The organism is Vibrio cyclitrophicus (assembly GCF_024347435.1).
In the GTDB taxonomy this organism is placed as follows: Bacteria; Pseudomonadota; Gammaproteobacteria; order Enterobacterales; family Vibrionaceae; genus Vibrio; species Vibrio cyclitrophicus.
Genome location: NZ_AP025480.1, coordinates 465828 through 484035, shown reverse-complemented (window position 1 = coordinate 484035; position 18208 = coordinate 465828). Strand labels below are relative to the sequence as shown.

Genomic DNA, 18208 nt, shown 5'->3' with positions numbered 1-18208 from the left:
AAGTACGCTCACTACTCTTCTAGTTGGTAGATCACATTCACTCGGTCACGAATGGTGATCGTCGAATCTTCATAAGAATTCGACTCGGTTCTTGCATCCATCGCCATTGAACGCATCAATACAGGCTGAGAAGATTGTGCGTTGTAATCTACGCGCCAAACGTCACCTAACTCTCGTTCAAAACCGCTCGCTAATGATTTGGCTTTTGATCTTGCATCTTTGATTGCTTCTAAACGCGCTTGCTCTTGATACTTAGCTTGGTCACGAACTTGAAGCTGGATGTTATCGATCTGGTTAATGCCCTGCCCAATAGCAATATCCATATACTCATTGAGATTTGCTAACTCATTCACTTGAACTGTCACATTACGTGAAGCTCTATAGCCCACCAATTCAGGCTTACCATCTTTAGGGTAATGGTACTGAGGCGATAAATAGAGGTTCGAGCTGTGCACACTCGCCTCATCTACACCAGCTTGATGCAGCTTGTTAAGAAAACCAGTCACCACTTTATCAACGGTATTTTTAGCCTGTTCAGCTGTCATCGTCGATTCTACGACTCTCACGGAAAATGTCGCCATATCTGGTGTTGCGATCACTTCACCGTAGCCCGTCGTTGAGATATGCGGAAAAGATGGTGAGTTAGCCAATGATGGAAAACTCACAGTACTCAACGCAGCAGTAAGAGTAAGAGACGTTGCTAACATCTTTGGTACAAACTTCATTAGGTAGACCTATGCTGAACAAATGTTCTTTTATCATAGAGCAATTTGTCACATAACCAATCCCACGGCAGGACTTCTAACACAACTTTGACGCTGCAAAAACCAACAGCTTACTGAGGTAAGTGATTGTGGGTATAGCTTAATATCGCTTGAGATATCTCTTTTAATACCCCGCTCTCTAGTTGCCAATGGTGCCAATAGATTCGATAAGACAACAAGAAGCCGGGAGTAATATCAATCAAAGCACCAGATTCCAACTCCTCAATAATTTGCAATCGAGGGATCAAGCAGTAAGCGACACCCGACAACGCCAAGCGAACAAATGCTTCTGAACTGCCAACCGTATGGTTTATCACACTGTCTCTCGGCACATTAAAATGATCATGCAAAAACTTCTTATGTAGATCATCGTATTGATCATAAGAAACAGCCGGAGCTTTACTGAGCGTTACGTAATTTACACCCTCAGAAAAATAGCGTTCATGGAAATCCGGACTAGATACACACACATAATCCATCCTACCCAGATAGTCTGCACTGCAGCCCGGAATCGCTTGGGACTCTAAACTGATCGCCCCTGCAACCTCACCGCTTTTAATCTTCTCAATGGTTCTCGATTCACCATGAATCGCAAGATTCAATTCAACCTGACGCGACGTCATTACATCCGATAATGCTGGTAACAACCAAGTTGCTAAGCTATCAGCGTTGGTTGCGATAGAGATCGATAATGGTTGAGAACCCTCTTCATTCATTAGCTCAGGTACAAGCTCATGCTCTAGTAAGCGAACTCGACGATATAAACCCAAAAGCTTTTTACCTGCCGGTGTCGGCCTTGGTGGATTTTCTCTCACTAAAGCCGGCTGTGCTATCCACTTTTCGAGCTGCTTGATACGCTGTGACACCGCTGATTGAGAAATATATAACTGCTCAGCGGCCCTTTCGAAACTGCGTTGTTTTACCACAGCATCGAGTGCTTCTATCCACTTATAGTCCAACCCACGCATCAACTTGCTTCCTTTTTAACCTAATCATCCTTTACATTAGCAACTCTAATAATAGATTAAAATCATTAATTATACTTATTCAAAGGGTCAGAGTATCTTCGCCATATAGCACATAAATATCGTTAAATAAGTGGAGGTTAAAATGAATTTTTGGGTTTTATTACAAGGTTTTGGTCTAGGGGCGAGCATGATCATCCCTATTGGCGCTCAAAATGCGTACGTCCTAAATCAAGGGATAAAGCGCAATCATCATTTAACGACAGCGACAATTTGTAGCCTGCTCGATACCTTATTTATCTCATTGGGTATTTTTGGCGGAGGAGCGATCCTTTCGCAAAATGAATTGTTGTTAACCTCTGTCACTTTGGGTGGTATTACCTTTCTAACGGTCTATGGGTTGTTATCACTACGTAGTGCATTTAGAACACGTACAAGTAATGAATCAAAGGGTGAGATACTGGCTCGTGGCAAGCGTACCGTTGTTTTAGGTGCGTTAGCGGTGACCGTGTTAAACCCGCACCTCTACTTGGATACCGTAGTGATTCTAGGTTCAATCGGTGGGCAATTTGAAGGTAATGACAGAATTGCGTTTGCTATGGGGACGATCTTGGCTTCATTCGTGTGGTTTTACTCATTGTCACTAGGCGCTGCAAAATTAGGCCCAACGCTATCTAAACCGAATGTTAAGAAAGGCATCGATATCGCAGTAGCGGCTATGATGTTTGCTATTGCGTTTGTACTTGCCAACGGACTAGTTGAACAATACGTGTAACCTGATTTCAAAACAAAACGTAGCCCACAAAAAAGGCGGATAACTTAAGTTATCCGCCTTTCTTTATAAAAGCTTATCGCTATAAAAACGAACTAGAGATTAAGCTTCTACTTTATTCATGTGTACATCCATTTGCGGGAATGGAATTTCGATGCCTTCATTATCCAAGCCTTCTTTGATTGCTTGCATCAGGTCGAAATAAACACTCCAGTAGTCAGCCGTGCTAACCCATGGACGAACTACGAAATTAACTGAAGAATCAGCAAGTGTATGAACACCAACTTGAACGCCAGGTTCTTTTAGTACACGCTCATCAGATTCACAGATCTTAGTCAGTAGCGCTTTTGTCTTCTGAAGATCAGCGTTGTAAGAAACACCAATCATTAGATCAATACGTCGCGTCGCATGACGAGAGTAGTTTGTGATTGGACTACCGATAACACTGCCGTTAGGTACTACAACCATTTTGTTGTCTGGCGTTGTTAGGATTGTTTGGAAGATTTGAATAGAATCAACCGAACCTGCTACACCACCAATCTCTACATAGTCACCTGACTTGAATGGACGGAATGCAACAATAAGTACACCGGCAGCAAAATTAGATAGCGAACCTTGTAGTGCAAGACCTACCGCTAAACCAGCAGCACCAATAACAGCGACCACAGATGCAGTTTGAACACCTAGACGACCAAGTGCAGCAATAAGAACAATAACAAACAACAAGTAACGAACTAAACCGTGGATAAACTCCACAACAGCTCGGTCCATTTTCTTCTTCTCAAGAACCTTGGACACGCTATTCGCTATTGCTTTAACGATGATGTTACCGATAAATAAAATTATCAGTGCAGAAATGATATTTACGCCATATTGGATAAATAGGTCTGAATTATTTGTTAACCACTGCTCAGCGTGAGACAAGCCGTCCACAAGTGGGGTTTCAATTGCTGTCGAACTATCAGCCATAATGTGCATCCTCTATATAATATGCTATGGGCTAAACTGCCTTAAGCCAAACTTACTCTACGATAACGAAAAAGATTAACCTCTGTTAAGTCATTGTGTTAAAAGTAAATTAAAGCCAAGTCCTTTTTATAAACTGAACCAAGTTCAGTTTTTCGGCACGATATCCTATCTTTGACAGATTGCAAAGTCATATTTATGTAAGCTTTTGAATTAATAAAACTTACTAATAAACACAAATACCGATAACTAAAAGACTACGAAATTTATTCACCGTAGGCTAGGTTTTTCACATATTTAATACAAGTTTTTATCAGACATAAAAAAACCCGCTCTATGAGCGGGTTTTAAAAACTTAAAGAGTACTTAATTCAAAGAATTATAGTACGTCTACAGCGTTAAGGTCAGCAAATGCTTTCTCTAGACGAGCAACCATTGAAGCTTGACCAGCACGTAGCCATACGCGTGGATCGTAGTACTTCTTGTTTGGAGCAGCTTCGCCAGTTGGGTTACCAATTTGACCTTGTAGGAAGTCGAAGTTGTCAGCAGAGTACTGACGGATACCATCCCAAGTTGCCCACTGTGTATCAGTATCGATGTTCATTTTGATAACACCGTAGCCGATAGACTCTTGGATTTCTGCTTCAGAAGAACCAGAACCACCGTGGAATACGAAGTTTAGAGCGTTAGGTGCAATACCGAACTTCTCTGCACAGTATGCTTGAGAGTCACGTAGGATAGTTGGAGTAAGTACAACGTTACCAGCTTGGTAAACACCGTGTACGTTACCGAAAGAAGCAGCAATAGTGAAACGTGGGCTAACAGCCATTAGTTTCTCGTATGCGTATGCTACGTCTTCTGGAGAAGTGTAAAGCTCAGATGCGTCCATATCAGAGTTATCAACGCCGTCTTCTTCACCACCAGTACAACCAAGTTCGATCTCGATTGTCATGTTCATTTTAGCCATGCGCTCTAGGTACTTAGCACATGTTTCGATGTTCTCTTCTAGAGACTCTTCAGAAAGGTCTAGCATGTGAGAAGAGAATAGAGGCTTACCAGTTTGTGCGAAGAACTCTTCACCAGCGTCTAGTAGACCGTCGATCCATGGAAGAAGTTTCTTAGCAGCGTGGTCAGTGTGCAGGATAACTGGAACACCGTAAGCTTCAGCTACAGCGTGTACATATTTTGCACCAGCTACAGCGCCAAGAACTTGTGCGCCTTGACCTTCAAGTTTAACGCCTTTACCTGCGAAGAATGCAGCGCCACCGTTAGAGAACTGAACAACTACTGGAGCTTTAACTTTAGCAGCTGCTTCTAGTACTGCGTTTACAGAGTCAGTACCAACAACGTTTACAGCAGGAAGAGCAAATTTGTTTTCTTTTGCTACTTCAAATACTTTCTGTACGTCATCGCCAGAAATCACACCAGGTTTTACAAAATCGAAGATCTTAGACATGGAAATAGTCCTATTTATTCTATCGTTTTAAGATTAAAAAACTTAAGTTCAAAAACTTGCAATCGTTTGCTCACAACTTGTGCCATTCTAGCAAAAAAGTGTGATATGCCGCAAACGTTAAAAGGCGAGATTCACATCTCGCCTTTCTGAATCAATTATGCTTTAGCACGCTCTTCAAGCATTGCTACTGCAGGAAGTACTTTACCTTCAACGAACTCAAGGAAAGCGCCACCACCAGTAGAGATGTAAGAAACGTCAGCTTTGATACCGAACTTGTCGATAGCTGCTAGCGTGTCACCACCACCGGCTACAGAGAAACCTGCAGATTCAGCGATTGCTTTAGAGATACCAGCAGTACCCGCTTCGAAGTTCTTAAATTCGAATACGCCTACAGGGCCGTTCCAAAGGATAGTTTTTGCATTGCCGATGATTTCAGCAAGAGCAGCCGTTGAATCTGGACCAAGGTCGAAAATCATGTCGTCGTCTTGAACTTCAGAAACGTGCTTGATTTCAGCTTCAGCGTTTTCATCGAAAGCTTTAGCACATGCAACGTCAGTTGCTACTGGAATAGCACACTCTTTCATTAGCTTCTTAGCTGTCTCAACTAGGTCTGCTTCGTATAGAGACTTACCTACGTTGTGGCCTTCAGCAGCGATGAACGTGTTTGCGATACCACCACCAACAACAAGTTGGTCAGCAATTTTAGAAAGAGACTCTAGAACCGTTAGTTTAGTAGAAACTTTAGAACCACCAACGATAGCAACTAGTGGACGAGCCGGGTTGTCCATTGCTTTGCCAAGAGCTTCAAGTTCAGCAGCTAGAAGAGGACCAGCACATGCTACAGGTGCATAAGTACCAACACCGTGAGTAGAAGCTTGTGCACGGTGAGCTGTACCGAATGCATCCATTACAAAGATGTCACATAGTGCAGCGTACTGCTTAGAAAGTGCTTCTTCGTTTTTCTTCTCGCCTTTGTTAAAGCGAACGTTTTCAAGAACAACTAGTTCACCAGCGTTTAGCTCTAGGCCGTTAACGTAATCTTTCGCTAGCTTAACTTCGCAGTCTAGTGCGTCGTTTAGGTAGTTAACTACAGGTGCTAGAGAGAACTCTTCGTTGTATTCGCCTTCAGTAGGACGACCAAGGTGAGAAGTAACCATAACTTTTGCGCCAGCTTCTAGGCAAAGTTTGATAGTTGGTAGAGATGCAAGGATACGTGCATCTGAAGTTACTTTACCGTCTTTTACTGGTACGTTTAGGTCAGCACGAATAAATACGCGTTTACCTGCAAGTTCCAGGTCAGTCATCTTGATCACAGACATGTTTTGTCCTCTCAAATTTAAATAAATATAAAGTTTTGGAAACTCAGCAACCCTGCTAAGCCTATAAATTATTCAACTGGTAATTCTTTAACTACTCATAATATGTGGATACTTTGTATTTATTTCAAGCTAAAAAATAAATAATCCGCACATTTGCTTCTAGGTCTTACTTCTTGCCTTCAGAAGCTTGCATTGCAAGAACCGTATCCAGCATTCGGTTCGCAAAGCCCCATTCATTGTCACACCACACCAGCATTTTCACTAGGTGGCCGTTGCTCACTCGCGTTTGTGAACCATCAACAATTGCGCTATGGGGATCGTGATTAAAGTCGATGGAAACGAGCGGCGCTTCAGTATAGTCAACTATATTGTGTAATGTACACTGGGACGCATTAACAATGGTTTGATTTACGTCATTAACTTTCACATTTGTATTAATTGTGACACTTAAATCCATCGCAGTTACGTTTACCGTAGGCACACGCACAGATATCGCTTCGAACTTGTTAGAAAATTTCGGGAAGATCCTTTCAATACCTTTGTGCAATTTGGTATCAACAGGAATGATGGATTGGCTTGCAGCTCGAGTACGGCGAAGGTCGCTATGATATGCATCGATCACTTGTTGATCATTCATTGAAGAGTGAATAGTCGTGATGGTCCCAGACTCAATACCAAAAGCGTCATCAAGTACCTTGATGATAGGGACAATACAGTTAGTCGTGCATGAACCGTTGGAAACAATTCGATGGTCAGCTGTGATAGTGTCGTGATTCACACCGTAGATAATGGTGTTATCAAGGTCATTCGCACCAGGATGTGAAAATAGAACTTTTTTAGCCCCTGCAGCGATGTGCGCTAGGCCATCATCTCTACAACCGTAGACGCCAGTACAATCGAGAACAATATCCACCTCAAGGTCACGCCAAGGCAGCAGTTCAATATCAGCAAGATGTAAGATACGAATAGTATCAAACTCGCCTTTATCTTCTGCACCAATACCATGGTGGATATAGATGTGCTCTTGATCGTTGGAGATCTTCTTACCAAAGCGACCGTGACTGGTGTCGTATTGTAATAAGTGAGCCATAGCGTCAGGCTGAGCAAGCTCATTGACAGCTACCACTTTGATTTGTTGGCTTTTGCCACTTTCATAGACAGCGCGCAATACATTACGCCCTATTCGTCCAAATCCATTTATCGCGACTTTTAGCATAGTTCCGTACATCTAACCAAAATTTCGTGCAACAGATGATAACTGAATCCTACCCAAAAGGCATTACTTGAATACCTCAGTCTACTTAGGACAGGTTGATCTGCTACTTATAAAGATGAGTCTAGGAGAAAACAAATCCCAGATACAAAAAACCGAGCTCAGCGCTCGGTTTTTTCCTTCATTTAACTGTTAGCACAAGGCCATCAGTCAATGATTAAGCAAGAAACTCTTTCGCTGTGTTTACTACATTTTCAGTAGTGAAACCGAACATCTTGAATAGCTCACCCGCTGGTGCAGATTCGCCGAACGTTGTCATACCGATGATCTTGCCACCGAAACCAACGTACTTGTACCAGAAGTCAGCGATGCCAGCTTCTACAGCGATACGTGCAGTTACGTCAGATGGAAGTACAGATTCGCGGTATTCAGCGTCTTGCTTATCGAATGCGTCAGTTGCAGGCATAGAGACTACGCGTACTGCTTTACCTTCAGCTGTTAGTTGTGCTGCTGCTTCAACAGCAAGCTCAACTTCAGAACCTGTAGCAATGATGATTAGCTCTGGCTTACCAGCACAATCTTTCAGGATGTAACCACCCTTAGCGATATTAGCTACTTGCTCTGCGTTACGATCTTGTTGTGCAAGGTTCTGACGAGAGAAGATTAAAGATGAAGGACCATCTTTACGCTCAATAGCCAGTTTCCAAGCAACTGCTGATTCAACTTGGTCACATGGACGCCATGTGCTCATATTTGGAGTCAGACGTAGAGAAGCGATCTGCTCAACCGGTTGGTGAGTCGGGCCATCTTCGCCAAGACCGATAGAATCGTGCGTGTAAACTTGGATGTTCTGAACTTTCATCAGAGCAGCCATACGCATTGCGTTACGCGCGTATTCCATGAACATTAGGAACGTTGCACCGTATGGTACGAAACCACCGTGCAGAGCGATACCGTTCATGATAGCCGTCATACCGAACTCACGTACACCGTAGTGGATGTAGTTACCAGAGAAGTCAGTTGCTTCAAGAGACTTAGAACCAGACCACATAGTTAGGTTAGAAGGCGCAAGGTCAGCAGAGCCGCCCATGAATTCAGGTAGCATCGCACCGAACGCTTCTAGTGCATTTTGAGACGCTTTACGTGAAGCGATGTTAGCTGGGTTAGCTTGAAGGTCAGCAATGATTGCGTTTGCTTTCTCTTCCCACTCAGCTGGAAGTTCGCCGTTAGTACGACGTTTGAATTCTGCTGCTAGCTCTGGGTAAGCCGCTGCGTATGCGTCAAACTTAGCATTCCACGCTGCTTCTTTCGCTGCGCCTGCTTCTTTCGCATTCCACTCAGCTGCGATATCTGCTGGTATTTCGAAAGGACCGTGTTCCCAACCAAGCGCTGCTTTAGTTGCTGTGATTTCATCTGCACCTAGTGGAGCACCGTGACAGTCGTGCGTACCCGCTTTGTTTGGAGAACCAAAACCGATGATAGTTTTAGTACAGATAAGTGTTGGACGAGGATCTGCTTTAGCCGCTTCAATTGCAGCATTGATAGCGTCAGCATCGTGACCATCAACAGCAGGGATTACATGCCAACCGTAAGCTTCAAAACGCTTAGGTGTATCGTCAGAGAACCAACCTTCAACTTCGCCATCAATAGAGATGCCGTTGTCATCCCAGAAAGCAACCAACTTACCAAGGCCTAGCGTACCCGCTAGAGAACATGCTTCGTGAGAGATACCTTCCATCAGACAACCATCACCCATGAATGCATAAGTGTAGTGGTCTACGATGTCGTGGCCTTCTTTGTTGAACTGTGCAGCCAGTGCTTTCTCAGCCATTGCCATACCAACAGCATTAGTGATGCCTTGACCTAGAGGGCCTGTCGTTGTTTCGATACCAGGAGCGTAACCGTACTCAGGGTGACCAGGCGTCTTAGAGTGCAGCTGACGGAAGTTCTTAAGGTCTTCAATTGAGAGCTCGTAACCTGCCAGATGAAGCAGAGAGTAAATCAACATTGAACCATGCCCGTTAGACAAGATAAAACGGTCGCGGTCAGCCCACTCTGGGTTTCCTGGGTTGTGGTTCAAGTGACCACGCCAAAGAACTTCAGCGATGTCAGCCATACCCATAGGTGCGCCAGGGTGGCCTGAATTTGCTTGTTGAACGCCATCCATGCTAAGTGCGCGAATTGCATTGGCTAGATCTTTACGAGAAGGCATGTCTGCTCCTGAGTACATAAGCGATTTAAAAAAGAGATTAATGCTAAAATTTTCATTCTTATTAGCGCGGGTATTCTCTCAAACGACTTTAGCGACTGCAAACGTTTTACTGGCATTTTAACAGTCATTTTTCGCAATTTTCGAACATTTACATCGCTTGGCAATGGCTTATCCCGACCGATACGCAAACGTTTAGTTATGACATATCATAAAAAAGAGCTTGTAATTCGACCGCTGGAATTTAGAATAGCCGTCTAGATGTAGAAACACCTACAAAATATACTGTATTTAATGGCAGCGCTTGCTAGCTTGCGATGCCTAAAATTATTTGCATTTAACTGTTTGCAACTAAAAACTAATTGCAACTAAAAACTAAAAGTGGAGCTCTCATGGCTAAGCACCTATTCACTTCTGAATCTGTTTCAGAAGGCCATCCAGATAAAATTGCAGACCAAATCTCTGATGCTGTTCTTGATGCCATCTTGGAACAAGATCCAAAAGCACGTGTTGCTTGTGAGACTTACGTAAAAACCGGCATGGTTATGGTTGGCGGTGAAGTAACAACGTCTGCATGGGTTGATATCGAAGAAATCACTCGTGAAACAGTACGTGAAATTGGTTACGTTCATTCTGATATGGGCTTTGACGCTGACTCTTGTGCCGTTCTAAACACAATTGGTAAGCAGTCTCCAGACATTAACCAAGGTGTCGATAAAGCAGACCCTAAAGAGCAAGGCGCTGGCGACCAAGGCATCATGTTTGGTTACGCGACTAACGAAACACCAATCCTAATGCCAGCTCCAATTACTTACTCTCATCTTCTTGTTAAGAAGCAAGCTGAAGTACGTAAGAGCGGCAAACTTGACTTCCTTCGCCCAGATGCGAAATCTCAAGTAACATTCCAGTACGACCAAGGTAAGATTGTTGGTATTGATGCTGTTGTTCTTTCTACTCAACACTGTGATTCAGTAACAACTCCGGATCTACGTGAAGCGGTAATGGAAGAGATCATCAAGCCAGTACTTCCTGCTGAATGGATCAACAAAGACACTAACTTCTTCATCAACCCAACAGGCCGTTTCGTAATCGGTGGCCCAATGGGTGACTGTGGTTTAACAGGTCGTAAGATCATTGTTGATACCTACGGCGGCGCAGCTCGCCACGGTGGCGGTGCATTCTCTGGTAAAGATCCATCGAAAGTTGACCGTTCTGCAGCTTACGCAGCGCGTTACGTTGCGAAAAACATCGTTGCTGCTGGTATGGCTGATCGTTGTGAGATTCAACTGTCTTACGCTATCGGTGTTGCAGATCCAACATCTATCATGGTTGAAACGTTTGGTACTGAGAAAGTCGCTCACGAAATCATTATTGAAGCGGTTCGTCAAAACTTCGACCTACGTCCATACGGTCTTCAAGAAATGCTGAACCTTCTTCAACCTATCTACAAGCAGACAGCTGCATACGGCCACTTCGGTCGTGAAGAGTTCCCTTGGGAAGCGACTGACAAAGCAGCAATCCTTGCCGACTTCGCCGGTCTAAAATAATTTAGCCACTGCGATTTGTTTCTTTAAAGCCCTTACTTGTTAGTAAGGGCTTTATTTTTATGTACTTATCTAACCCTTACTCTGCGTAACTCGCTCTACCTGCCTTCTTTACCGTTAACCACTTAGTATAAAAAGCCATTGATAATTTGTGTTTTCTAGTACTAATGACAATAGTTAAGGTAACTCCTAGCAGATCAAGCTCACATTTAACCCCAATGCAGTTAAGCCTAATATCAATAGTTAAGTGAACGCTAGAACAATAACTAGGACGATAACGAGCACTTTAGCTCAATCCCATAATGCTCATTTAAGCCACAATATTGAGCTCTATGGAATTATAACTAGGACGTTATTTAACTAGGGGGATCTATGCCTCGTACCGCGCACCCATCCGAACTGAACGATAAAAAACACAAGATCAGCGATCAGGATTATGCTCGCACCATTCCTTGCAACCAAATCAGTATTTCTGCACCCTTTCATTGGTTGTCGCTTGCTCTGCATGACTTAGTGAGAATGCCATTAATCAGCGCGTTTTACGGGCTGTGCTTTATGGCTGCGGCAATCGCCATTGTTCAACTTGTCCAGTGGCAAGGAACGCACTTGGTCGTGATGCCAAGTTTGATCGTGTACATGTTGATAGGGCCATTTCTTGCTCTGGGCTTGTATGACGCTGCTTGGGAAAGAGAAAAAGGGCACAACGCTAGTCTATTGCACTCGATGAAAGCCATCACGCGTAATTCTACCCATCAATGGGCCTTTGCGATTGTATTAATGGTCGCGATGATATTCTGGATGCGTATCGCTGCGTTATTGCACGCACTCTACCCTTCAGTACAAGGCGCGCCATTGACCGAATTTGCTCCCTTTTTAATCACGGGTTCTGTGATTGGTTTTGTTATCGCAAGCCTAATATTCAGTATTTCTGCCTTTTCAATTCCATTGATGATGGAGAGACGTGTTGATGTCATGAGCGCTATTTTCACTAGCTTTAATGCCGTGAAATCGAACATCCCTGCAATGGTCGTGTGGGCGAGTATTATTTGTACCGGTATTCTGGTGGGCTTTGCAACCTACGGAATCGGAATGATCGTCACCATGCCGCTACTTGGCTATGGTACATGGCATGCTTATCATGAAATCATCAAAAAGAAACATCACGTATAAATCGTAGAGAGATCGACGAGCAGTGTTATTATGAGGCCTTAGCGTTAATGCTGAGGCCTTTTATTTGGAGTTAACTCGCTTGTCATACACCCCGCAACAACATCGAGCCAATAAGAAATTGGCGGAATGCTTAACCACCGCTAACCAACATTTCTCACGTGTATTTCCATGCCCGCTCATCACTTACAAGTTAAGAGGTAAGGCAGCAGGAAAAGCCTACTTGCAGCTGAATGAAATTAAGCTCAACCAAATACTTTTTACAGAAAATGAAGAAGCCTTTATCAACGAAGTGATCCCTCATGAAGTCGCACACCTGATCACACATCAAGTCTTTGGACGCGTTAGACCGCACGGCAATGAATGGAAGTACGTAATGGAAAAGGTATTTAACGTACCAGCCAAAACCACTCACAGCTTTGAAATCACCTCAGTACAAGGGAAAACCTTTGAGTACCAATGTGAGTGCACCACTTACCCGTTATCCATAAGGCGACACAATAAAGTACTTCGAAACCAATCGACCTACCGTTGCCAACTGTGCCAGCAAACCTTAGCTTTTACGGGGACTCAACTAAGCTAGTTAGGGGTTGATTAACTCAATAGAATAAATCTAATAGAGAGATCTAACATTTGAGTGCTAGACTGATGTTTATCATACTTTTATCAGTCTTTTTCTATGCAAAAAATCACCTTCAAAGCATTTGGCCTACCTGTGTCTTTTTACTTAACGATAGTATTTGGCCTACTGGTAACCCAAAGTGTTTTCGCGGCACCACCGAGCTCATTTTCCAAAGCAAAAAAAGAAGCAGTGAAGATTTATCTCGACCACCCGACCTCATTTTATTGTGGCTGTGACATTACTTGGAAGGACAAAAAGAAAGGTATTCCCGACCTTGATGGTTGTGGTTATCAAGTCAGAAAACAACAAAAGCGAGCGAGTAGAATTGAGTGGGAACATGTGGTCCCAGCTTGGCAGTTCGGCCACCAGCGTCAATGCTGGCAAGACGGCGGACGTAAGAACTGCACTCGAAATGACAAGATATTCAAATCGATGGAAGCCGATCTTCATAACCTGACACCTGCCATTGGCGAGGTTAACGGTGATCGATCCAATTACAATTTCAGTCAGTGGAATGGAATGGATGGCGTGAGCTATGGTCAGTGTGAAATGCAGGTCAACTTCAAACAGCGCAAAGTTATGCCACCGGACCGAGCAAAAGGATCTATCGCGCGAACTTATCTTTATATGAGCCAAGAATACGGTTTTAAACTATCTAAGCAGCAAACGAACCTGATGATGGCATGGAACAAGCAATTTCCCGTAAATAAATGGGAATGTACTCGTGATGAGCGAATCTATGCTATCCAAGGTAATCACAACCCATTTGTCTACCCTGCTTGTAACTAACTTCTACCACACAATCACCTCGAACAAACAAGAGTTTCAAAATTGCCTCTGAAACTCTTGCCCTACCCTTGTTTTTTCGACTAAAAGCATCCATGTTAGGCAGAGATAAAATACCCAAATGAACATATTTATAGGTTTACCAGCATGAGAATCCCTCGTATCCATCACCCAGAACGCATTCATCAGTTAGGTTCACTCGCTTTAGGCGAAGATGCCGCGGGTCATGTTGGTCGAGTCCTTCGCATGAAAGAAGGCCAAGAAGTGCTTCTATTTGATGGCAGCGGCGCTGAATTTCCAGCAACCATTGCAGAAGTATCAAAGAAGAATGTCACAGTTAATGTTACTGAACGTATCGAGCGTAGCAGCGAATCTCCGTTAGACTTGCATTTAGGCCAAGTGATTTCACGTGGTGATAAAATGGAGTTTACGATTCAGAAATCGGTTGAGCTTGGTGTCAACACCATTACCCCACTGATTTCAGAGCGCTGTGGCGTTAAGCTTGATACTAAACGCTTCGAGAAAAAGCTCGCGCAGTGGCAAAAGATTGCTATCGCAGCATGTGAACAATCAGGCCGTAATACGGTTCCAGTTATTCGTCCAATCATGCAACTTGAAGAGTGGTGCAGCGAACCGAGTGAAGCGTTAAAGCTAAACCTGCATCCTCGTGCAAAATACTCAATTAACACCCTTCCAGAACCCATCAGCAAGGTGCGCCTGTTGATTGGCCCTGAAGGTGGATTGTCAGCTGAAGAAATCGGTATGACAGAACAATACAAATTTGAAGAGACGCTACTCGGCCCACGTGTACTTCGTACCGAGACAGCAGCTCTAACCGCAATTACTGCCTTACAAGTCCGCTTTGGCGATCTAGGCTAGGAGAAAAAAATGATCAAACTTGGCATCGTAATGGATCCAATTTCATCCATTAACATCAAAAAAGACTCTAGCTTTGCCATGATGCTTGAAGCTCAGCGTCGTGGTTACGAAATCCATTACATGGAAATGGATGATCTACATTTAGATCAAGGCGTAGCCATTGCTGACACTAAGGTTGTTGAACTAAAAGAAGACCCAAATGGTTGGTACGAATTCAAATCAGAACAAACTATTGCATTATCTGATTTAGATGCAGTATTGATGCGTAAAGATCCTCCGTTTGATACTGAGTACATCTACGCTACTTACATTCTTGAGCGTGCTGAAGAAAATGGTGCACTGATCGTCAATAAGCCGCAAAGCCTTCGCGACTGTAACGAGAAACTGTTCACAGCCTGGTTCCCTGAACTCACGCCAACAACAATCGTAACTCGTAAAGCTGAAAAAATTAAAGCGTTTCGAGAAGAACACGGTGATGTGATCCTAAAACCACTTGATGGCATGGGCGGCGCGTCTATCTTCCGAGTGAAAGAAGGCGATCCAAACGTATCAGTGATCATTGAAACTTTGACTAACCATGGCCAAAACTACGCAATGGCACAAACTTTTGTTCCAGACATCAGCAATGGTGATAAGCGTATTCTTGTGGTTGACGGTGAACCAATGCCTTACTGCCTAGCGCGTATTCCTGCTAAAGGAGAAACTCGAGGTAACCTTGCCGCTGGTGGTACAGGTGAAGCTCGTCCGCTAAGTGAAACCGATTGGGCTATCGCAAGAGCAGTTGCTCCTGCACTTAAAGAGAAAGGCTTAATCTTTGTCGGACTTGATGTTATCGGCGACAAGCTGACTGAAATTAACGTGACAAGCCCTACTTGTATCCGTGAAATTGAAGCTGCTTTTGATATTTCGGTAACGGGTAAATTAATGGATGCAATCGAGCGTCGCGTTAACGCTAAATAGCCTAAACTAAAGAAAGCCTTAGCTATTCGAAAACACAAAAATATCTAGGCAAAGAACAATGAGCGGCTTTACGCCGCTCTTTTTCCTTTACTGGGAACACACTGGCAGGAGGCTCTATGAATTTAACGAACCACTTTCTGGTCGCTATGCCCGGAATGAAAGATCCATATTTTCAAAATTCGGTGATCTACCTTTGTGAGCACAATGACGAAGGTGCGATGGGCTTGATGATCAACGCCCCTATCGATGTCACTGTCGGCAGCATGCTTAAGCAAGTTGAGGTTGATTCTGAACAGCCGAAACCCAACCAAGCAAGCCTTGATAAGCCAGTACTTAATGGTGGGCCAGTCGCAGAAGACCGAGGGTTTATTTTGCACAAACCCAAAGGCAGTTATCAATCCAGCATCAACATGACGGATCAAATCTCGGTAACAACCTCGAAAGATATTCTAATGGTGTTAGGTACAGAAGATGAACCAATGCATTATCTGGTCGCGCTTGGTTATGCAGGATGGGAGCCAGGACAACTAGAAGTAGAGCTTACAGAAAACTCATGGTTAACCGTAGAAGCGGATCCAAAGGTTATTTTCGATACGCCAATTTCAGAACGCTGGAAAGTTGCCGTGCAGATGTTAGGCATTAATGCAGCTCAGCTTTCAGCAGACGCTGGTCATGCTTAGCCCAAACCAGCAAATAACACCTCAAACACAGACAAATTTGGAAACTTCATGTCACGAACAATTATGGCATTTGACTACGGTACAAAAAGTATCGGTAGTGCGATAGGACAGGAAATCACGGGCACAGCCAGCCCTTTAAAAGCCTTCAAAGCCAAAGATGGTATCCCGAATTGGGATGATATTGAAAAGCAAATTAAAGAGTGGCAGCCAAACCTTATCGTTGTTGGCTTACCAACCGATCTTCATGGTAAAGATTTAGCAGCCATTACACCGAGAGCAAAGAAGTTCGCAAACCGTCTTAAAGGACGCTTTGGTGTGGATGTTGAACTGCATGATGAAAGACTTTCTACGACAGAAGCAAGGGCCGACCTTTTTGAAATGGGCGGCTATAAAGCGCTAAGCAAAGGTAACGTCGATAACCAATCAGCTGTTGTCATTTTAGAAAGTTGGTTTGAAGCGCAATATTCTTAGCAAAAATTAAGTGAGCAAAATTTGAGCTAATTTATGATCCCACACGAATTTAACTCCGTAGTGCCAGAGCAAGTCATAATAAGGACGTGGGAGTTCATATGAAAATTTTTCTAGCAATATTCGCCTCTCTAGCAATCACAGCGTGCAGTTCAATGAGCGGAGGCTCAGCAGGCTATACCGGTGAACAATATCCGACAAAAATTAAATTAGAGAAAGAACGAGGATATTCTGGTAACAACAATAGTTACGGCAATCACTAATTTATCTAGCCAAAAAAACCGCCTTCACAGCGGTTTTTTCAGCATTTAGCATCGATCTAACCCATATCAATTTTAACTCCCGCTAAGGCTCCCACTTCGTAATCGTCATCACCACGTTTAGTCTTGAGCATCAAGCGCAAATCATTAGCGGAATCGGCACTATGGAACGCATCCTCTTCACTGATCTTGCCTGCAACGACTAAGTCATACAAAGCTTGGTCAAAGGTCTGCATCCCAATCTCTTTTGATTTAGCCATTGTCGACTTGAGTTCATGTAACTCACCTCTACGAATCAAATCAGACACCCGTGGGCTGTTGAGTAGGATTTCGAACACACCATGGCGACCACTACCATTCTTATCTCGGATTAATTGCTGAGCAACGACACCACGTAGATTCATCGACAAATCAAATAAGAACTGATCTTTTTGCTCTTTCGGCACCAAGTGAAGAATACGCTCTAGCGCTTGGTTGGCATTGTTGGCATGTAAAGTCGCCATGCAAAGGTGACCGGTTTCAGCAAACGTCATCGCGTACTCCATGGTTTCACGGGTACGGATTTCACCAATCAAGATCATGTCAGGGGCTTGGCGTAACGAGTTCTTAAGCGCGACTTCATAGCTCTCGGTATCGAGCCCAACTTCTCGCTGAGTCACAATGCACTTTTTATGTTCGTGCACGAACTCAATCGGGTCTTCAACCGTCAAGATATGCCCTGAACGGTTGGTATTGCGATACCCCGTCATCGCAGCCATTGAGGTTGATTTACCAGAACCTGTAGCCCCAACCACCAACACAAGTCCGCGTTTTGCGATTGAAAGGTCTTGTAGTACGTCTGGAAGCTTTAATTGTTCGAAGGTTGGGATGTTAGTCTCGATACGTCGAATTACCGCTCCTGGTAGCTCTCGCTGAAAGAATGCGCTAACACGAAAACGACCAAAATCACGCACAATAGCAAAGTTAGCCTCACGCGTTTGTTTGTACTCGTCGCGCCTGTCTTGCTCCATCATCGCATCCAGTAACAGCGCAACCTGAGCCGCATTCAGTTTCTCTCCCTGAGGTCGCAATTCACCATCAACACGAAACAGAACCGGTGCATCTACCGTGATGTAAAGATCCGACGCTTTTTGTGAAAGCATACCTTCAAGAATTTGATTCAATTCCATTTTTATCAC

General features: G+C 43.8%; 18 protein-coding genes. 10 read left to right on the top strand and 8 right to left on the bottom strand.

Annotated features, from left to right (window positions below; genetic code table 11):
* Positions 1 to 11: 11 nt before the first annotated feature.
* Both OCW38_RS02350 and OCW38_RS02345 read right to left on the bottom strand, forming a co-directional pair.
* The gene (locus tag OCW38_RS02350; protein WP_016798247.1) at positions 12 to 725 is read right to left on the bottom strand and encodes an oxidative stress defense protein; all 714 of its coding nucleotides are present in this window, start codon (positions 723 to 725) and stop codon (positions 12 to 14) included.
* A gap of 110 nt (positions 726 to 835) precedes the next feature.
* Positions 836 to 1732 (bottom strand): LysR family transcriptional regulator ArgP, encoded by an 897-nt coding sequence (locus OCW38_RS02345; RefSeq protein ID WP_010435702.1) that lies wholly within the window; start codon positions 1730 to 1732, stop codon positions 836 to 838.
* A 142-nt stretch (positions 1733 to 1874) separates the two neighbouring features.
* Here OCW38_RS02345 and OCW38_RS02340 point away from each other — a divergent pair, with 142 nt between their 5' ends.
* Positions 1875 to 2504: a LysE/ArgO family amino acid transporter gene (locus OCW38_RS02340; protein ID WP_016768180.1), complete on the top strand. Its 630-nt coding sequence runs from the start codon at positions 1875 to 1877 to the stop codon at positions 2502 to 2504.
* Between the two features lie 99 nt (positions 2505 to 2603).
* On the opposite strand, the gene mscS is transcribed toward OCW38_RS02340, so the two are convergent.
* From mscS to tkt, 5 genes are all read right to left on the bottom strand, one after another.
* Positions 2604 to 3470 (bottom strand): small-conductance mechanosensitive channel MscS, encoded by an 867-nt coding sequence (gene mscS / locus OCW38_RS02335; protein ID WP_010435697.1) that lies wholly within the window; start codon positions 3468 to 3470, stop codon positions 2604 to 2606.
* Between the two features lie 376 nt (positions 3471 to 3846).
* Positions 3847 to 4923, bottom strand: a complete 1077-nt coding sequence (gene fbaA / locus OCW38_RS02330; protein ID WP_010435694.1) for a class II fructose-bisphosphate aldolase — start codon at positions 4921 to 4923, stop codon at positions 3847 to 3849.
* Between the two features lie 155 nt (positions 4924 to 5078).
* Positions 5079 to 6242 carry a phosphoglycerate kinase gene (locus tag OCW38_RS02325; protein ID WP_010435691.1) on the bottom strand — a complete coding sequence of 388 codons (1164 nt, stop codon included), beginning with the start codon at positions 6240 to 6242 and terminating at the stop codon, positions 5079 to 5081.
* A 166-nt stretch (positions 6243 to 6408) separates the two neighbouring features.
* Positions 6409 to 7458, bottom strand: a complete 1050-nt coding sequence (gene epd / locus OCW38_RS02320; protein ID WP_010435688.1) for an erythrose-4-phosphate dehydrogenase — start codon at positions 7456 to 7458, stop codon at positions 6409 to 6411.
* Positions 7459 to 7672: 214 nt separating this feature from the next.
* Positions 7673 to 9667 carry a transketolase gene (tkt, locus tag OCW38_RS02315; RefSeq protein ID WP_261894950.1) on the bottom strand — a complete coding sequence of 665 codons (1995 nt, stop codon included), beginning with the start codon at positions 9665 to 9667 and terminating at the stop codon, positions 7673 to 7675.
* 389 nt (positions 9668 to 10056) lie between these two features.
* Between tkt and metK the strand changes: the two genes are divergently transcribed.
* The 9 genes from metK to OCW38_RS02270 all read left to right on the top strand — a co-directional run bounded on the left by metK (position 10057) and on the right by OCW38_RS02270 (position 17033).
* Positions 10057 to 11211, top strand: coding sequence for a methionine adenosyltransferase (gene metK, locus OCW38_RS02310; RefSeq protein WP_010435682.1), 1155 nt, complete (start codon positions 10057 to 10059; stop codon positions 11209 to 11211).
* Between the two features lie 369 nt (positions 11212 to 11580).
* Entirely contained in the window at positions 11581 to 12378 is a 798-nt protein-coding gene (locus OCW38_RS02305) for a DUF2189 domain-containing protein (protein ID WP_016768177.1), read from the top strand.
* A gap of 79 nt (positions 12379 to 12457) precedes the next feature.
* On the top strand, positions 12458 to 12958 hold the full coding sequence (locus tag OCW38_RS02300; RefSeq protein ID WP_010435678.1) for a SprT family zinc-dependent metalloprotease: 501 nt from the start codon (positions 12458 to 12460) through the stop codon (positions 12956 to 12958).
* A gap of 96 nt (positions 12959 to 13054) precedes the next feature.
* Entirely contained in the window at positions 13055 to 13786 is a 732-nt protein-coding gene (locus OCW38_RS02295; RefSeq protein WP_010435675.1) for an endonuclease, read from the top strand.
* Between the two features lie 144 nt (positions 13787 to 13930).
* Positions 13931 to 14662, top strand: coding sequence for a 16S rRNA (uracil(1498)-N(3))-methyltransferase (gene rsmE, locus OCW38_RS02290; protein ID WP_010435671.1), 732 nt, complete (start codon positions 13931 to 13933; stop codon positions 14660 to 14662).
* Between the two features lie 9 nt (positions 14663 to 14671).
* Positions 14672 to 15622 carry a glutathione synthase gene (gene gshB, locus OCW38_RS02285; protein ID WP_004735482.1) on the top strand — a complete coding sequence of 317 codons (951 nt, stop codon included), beginning with the start codon at positions 14672 to 14674 and terminating at the stop codon, positions 15620 to 15622.
* 116 nt (positions 15623 to 15738) lie between these two features.
* On the top strand, positions 15739 to 16302 hold the full coding sequence (locus tag OCW38_RS02280; RefSeq protein ID WP_016768176.1) for a YqgE/AlgH family protein: 564 nt from the start codon (positions 15739 to 15741) through the stop codon (positions 16300 to 16302).
* 48 nt (positions 16303 to 16350) lie between these two features.
* A complete protein-coding gene (ruvX, locus tag OCW38_RS02275; RefSeq protein ID WP_004735480.1) occupies positions 16351 to 16773 on the top strand; it encodes a Holliday junction resolvase RuvX in 423 nt (140 codons plus the stop codon).
* A 98-nt stretch (positions 16774 to 16871) separates the two neighbouring features.
* Positions 16872 to 17033, top strand: coding sequence for a hypothetical protein (locus OCW38_RS02270; RefSeq protein ID WP_016785941.1), 162 nt, complete (start codon positions 16872 to 16874; stop codon positions 17031 to 17033).
* Between the two features lie 56 nt (positions 17034 to 17089).
* On the opposite strand, the gene OCW38_RS02265 is transcribed toward OCW38_RS02270, so the two are convergent.
* On the bottom strand, positions 17090 to 18199 hold the full coding sequence (locus OCW38_RS02265; protein ID WP_016768175.1) for a PilT/PilU family type 4a pilus ATPase: 1110 nt from the start codon (positions 18197 to 18199) through the stop codon (positions 17090 to 17092).
* Positions 18200 to 18208 lie beyond the last annotated feature (9 nt).

Excerpts from the sequence above, each read along its gene's own strand:
- OCW38_RS02350 (WP_016798247.1), bottom strand. The coding sequence starts at position 725 with ATGAAGTTTGTACCAAAGATGTTAGCAACGTCTCTTACTCTTACTGCT.
- OCW38_RS02345 (WP_010435702.1), bottom strand. The coding sequence starts at position 1,732 with ATGCGTGGGTTGGACTATAAGTGGATAGAAGCACTCGATGCTGTGGTA.
- OCW38_RS02340 (WP_016768180.1), top strand. The coding sequence starts at position 1,875 with ATGAATTTTTGGGTTTTATTACAAGGTTTTGGTCTAGGGGCGAGCATG.
- mscS (WP_010435697.1), bottom strand. The coding sequence starts at position 3,470 with ATGGCTGATAGTTCGACAGCAATTGAAACCCCACTTGTGGACGGCTTG.
- fbaA (WP_010435694.1), bottom strand. The coding sequence starts at position 4,923 with ATGTCTAAGATCTTCGATTTTGTAAAACCTGGTGTGATTTCTGGCGAT.
- OCW38_RS02325 (WP_010435691.1), bottom strand. The coding sequence starts at position 6,242 with ATGTCTGTGATCAAGATGACTGACCTGGAACTTGCAGGTAAACGCGTA.
- epd (WP_010435688.1), bottom strand. The coding sequence starts at position 7,458 with ATGCTAAAAGTCGCGATAAATGGATTTGGACGAATAGGGCGTAATGTA.
- tkt (WP_261894950.1), bottom strand. The coding sequence starts at position 9,667 with ATGCCTTCTCGTAAAGATCTAGCCAATGCAATTCGCGCACTTAGCATG.
- metK (WP_010435682.1), top strand. The coding sequence starts at position 10,057 with ATGGCTAAGCACCTATTCACTTCTGAATCTGTTTCAGAAGGCCATCCA.
- OCW38_RS02305 (WP_016768177.1), top strand. The coding sequence starts at position 11,581 with ATGCCTCGTACCGCGCACCCATCCGAACTGAACGATAAAAAACACAAG.
- OCW38_RS02295 (WP_010435675.1), top strand. The coding sequence starts at position 13,055 with ATGCAAAAAATCACCTTCAAAGCATTTGGCCTACCTGTGTCTTTTTAC.
- rsmE (WP_010435671.1), top strand. The coding sequence starts at position 13,931 with ATGAGAATCCCTCGTATCCATCACCCAGAACGCATTCATCAGTTAGGT.
- gshB (WP_004735482.1), top strand. The coding sequence starts at position 14,672 with ATGATCAAACTTGGCATCGTAATGGATCCAATTTCATCCATTAACATC.
- OCW38_RS02280 (WP_016768176.1), top strand. The coding sequence starts at position 15,739 with ATGAATTTAACGAACCACTTTCTGGTCGCTATGCCCGGAATGAAAGAT.
- ruvX (WP_004735480.1), top strand. The coding sequence starts at position 16,351 with ATGTCACGAACAATTATGGCATTTGACTACGGTACAAAAAGTATCGGT.
- OCW38_RS02270 (WP_016785941.1), top strand. The coding sequence starts at position 16,872 with ATGAAAATTTTTCTAGCAATATTCGCCTCTCTAGCAATCACAGCGTGC.
- OCW38_RS02265 (WP_016768175.1), bottom strand. The coding sequence starts at position 18,199 with ATGGAATTGAATCAAATTCTTGAAGGTATGCTTTCACAAAAAGCGTCG.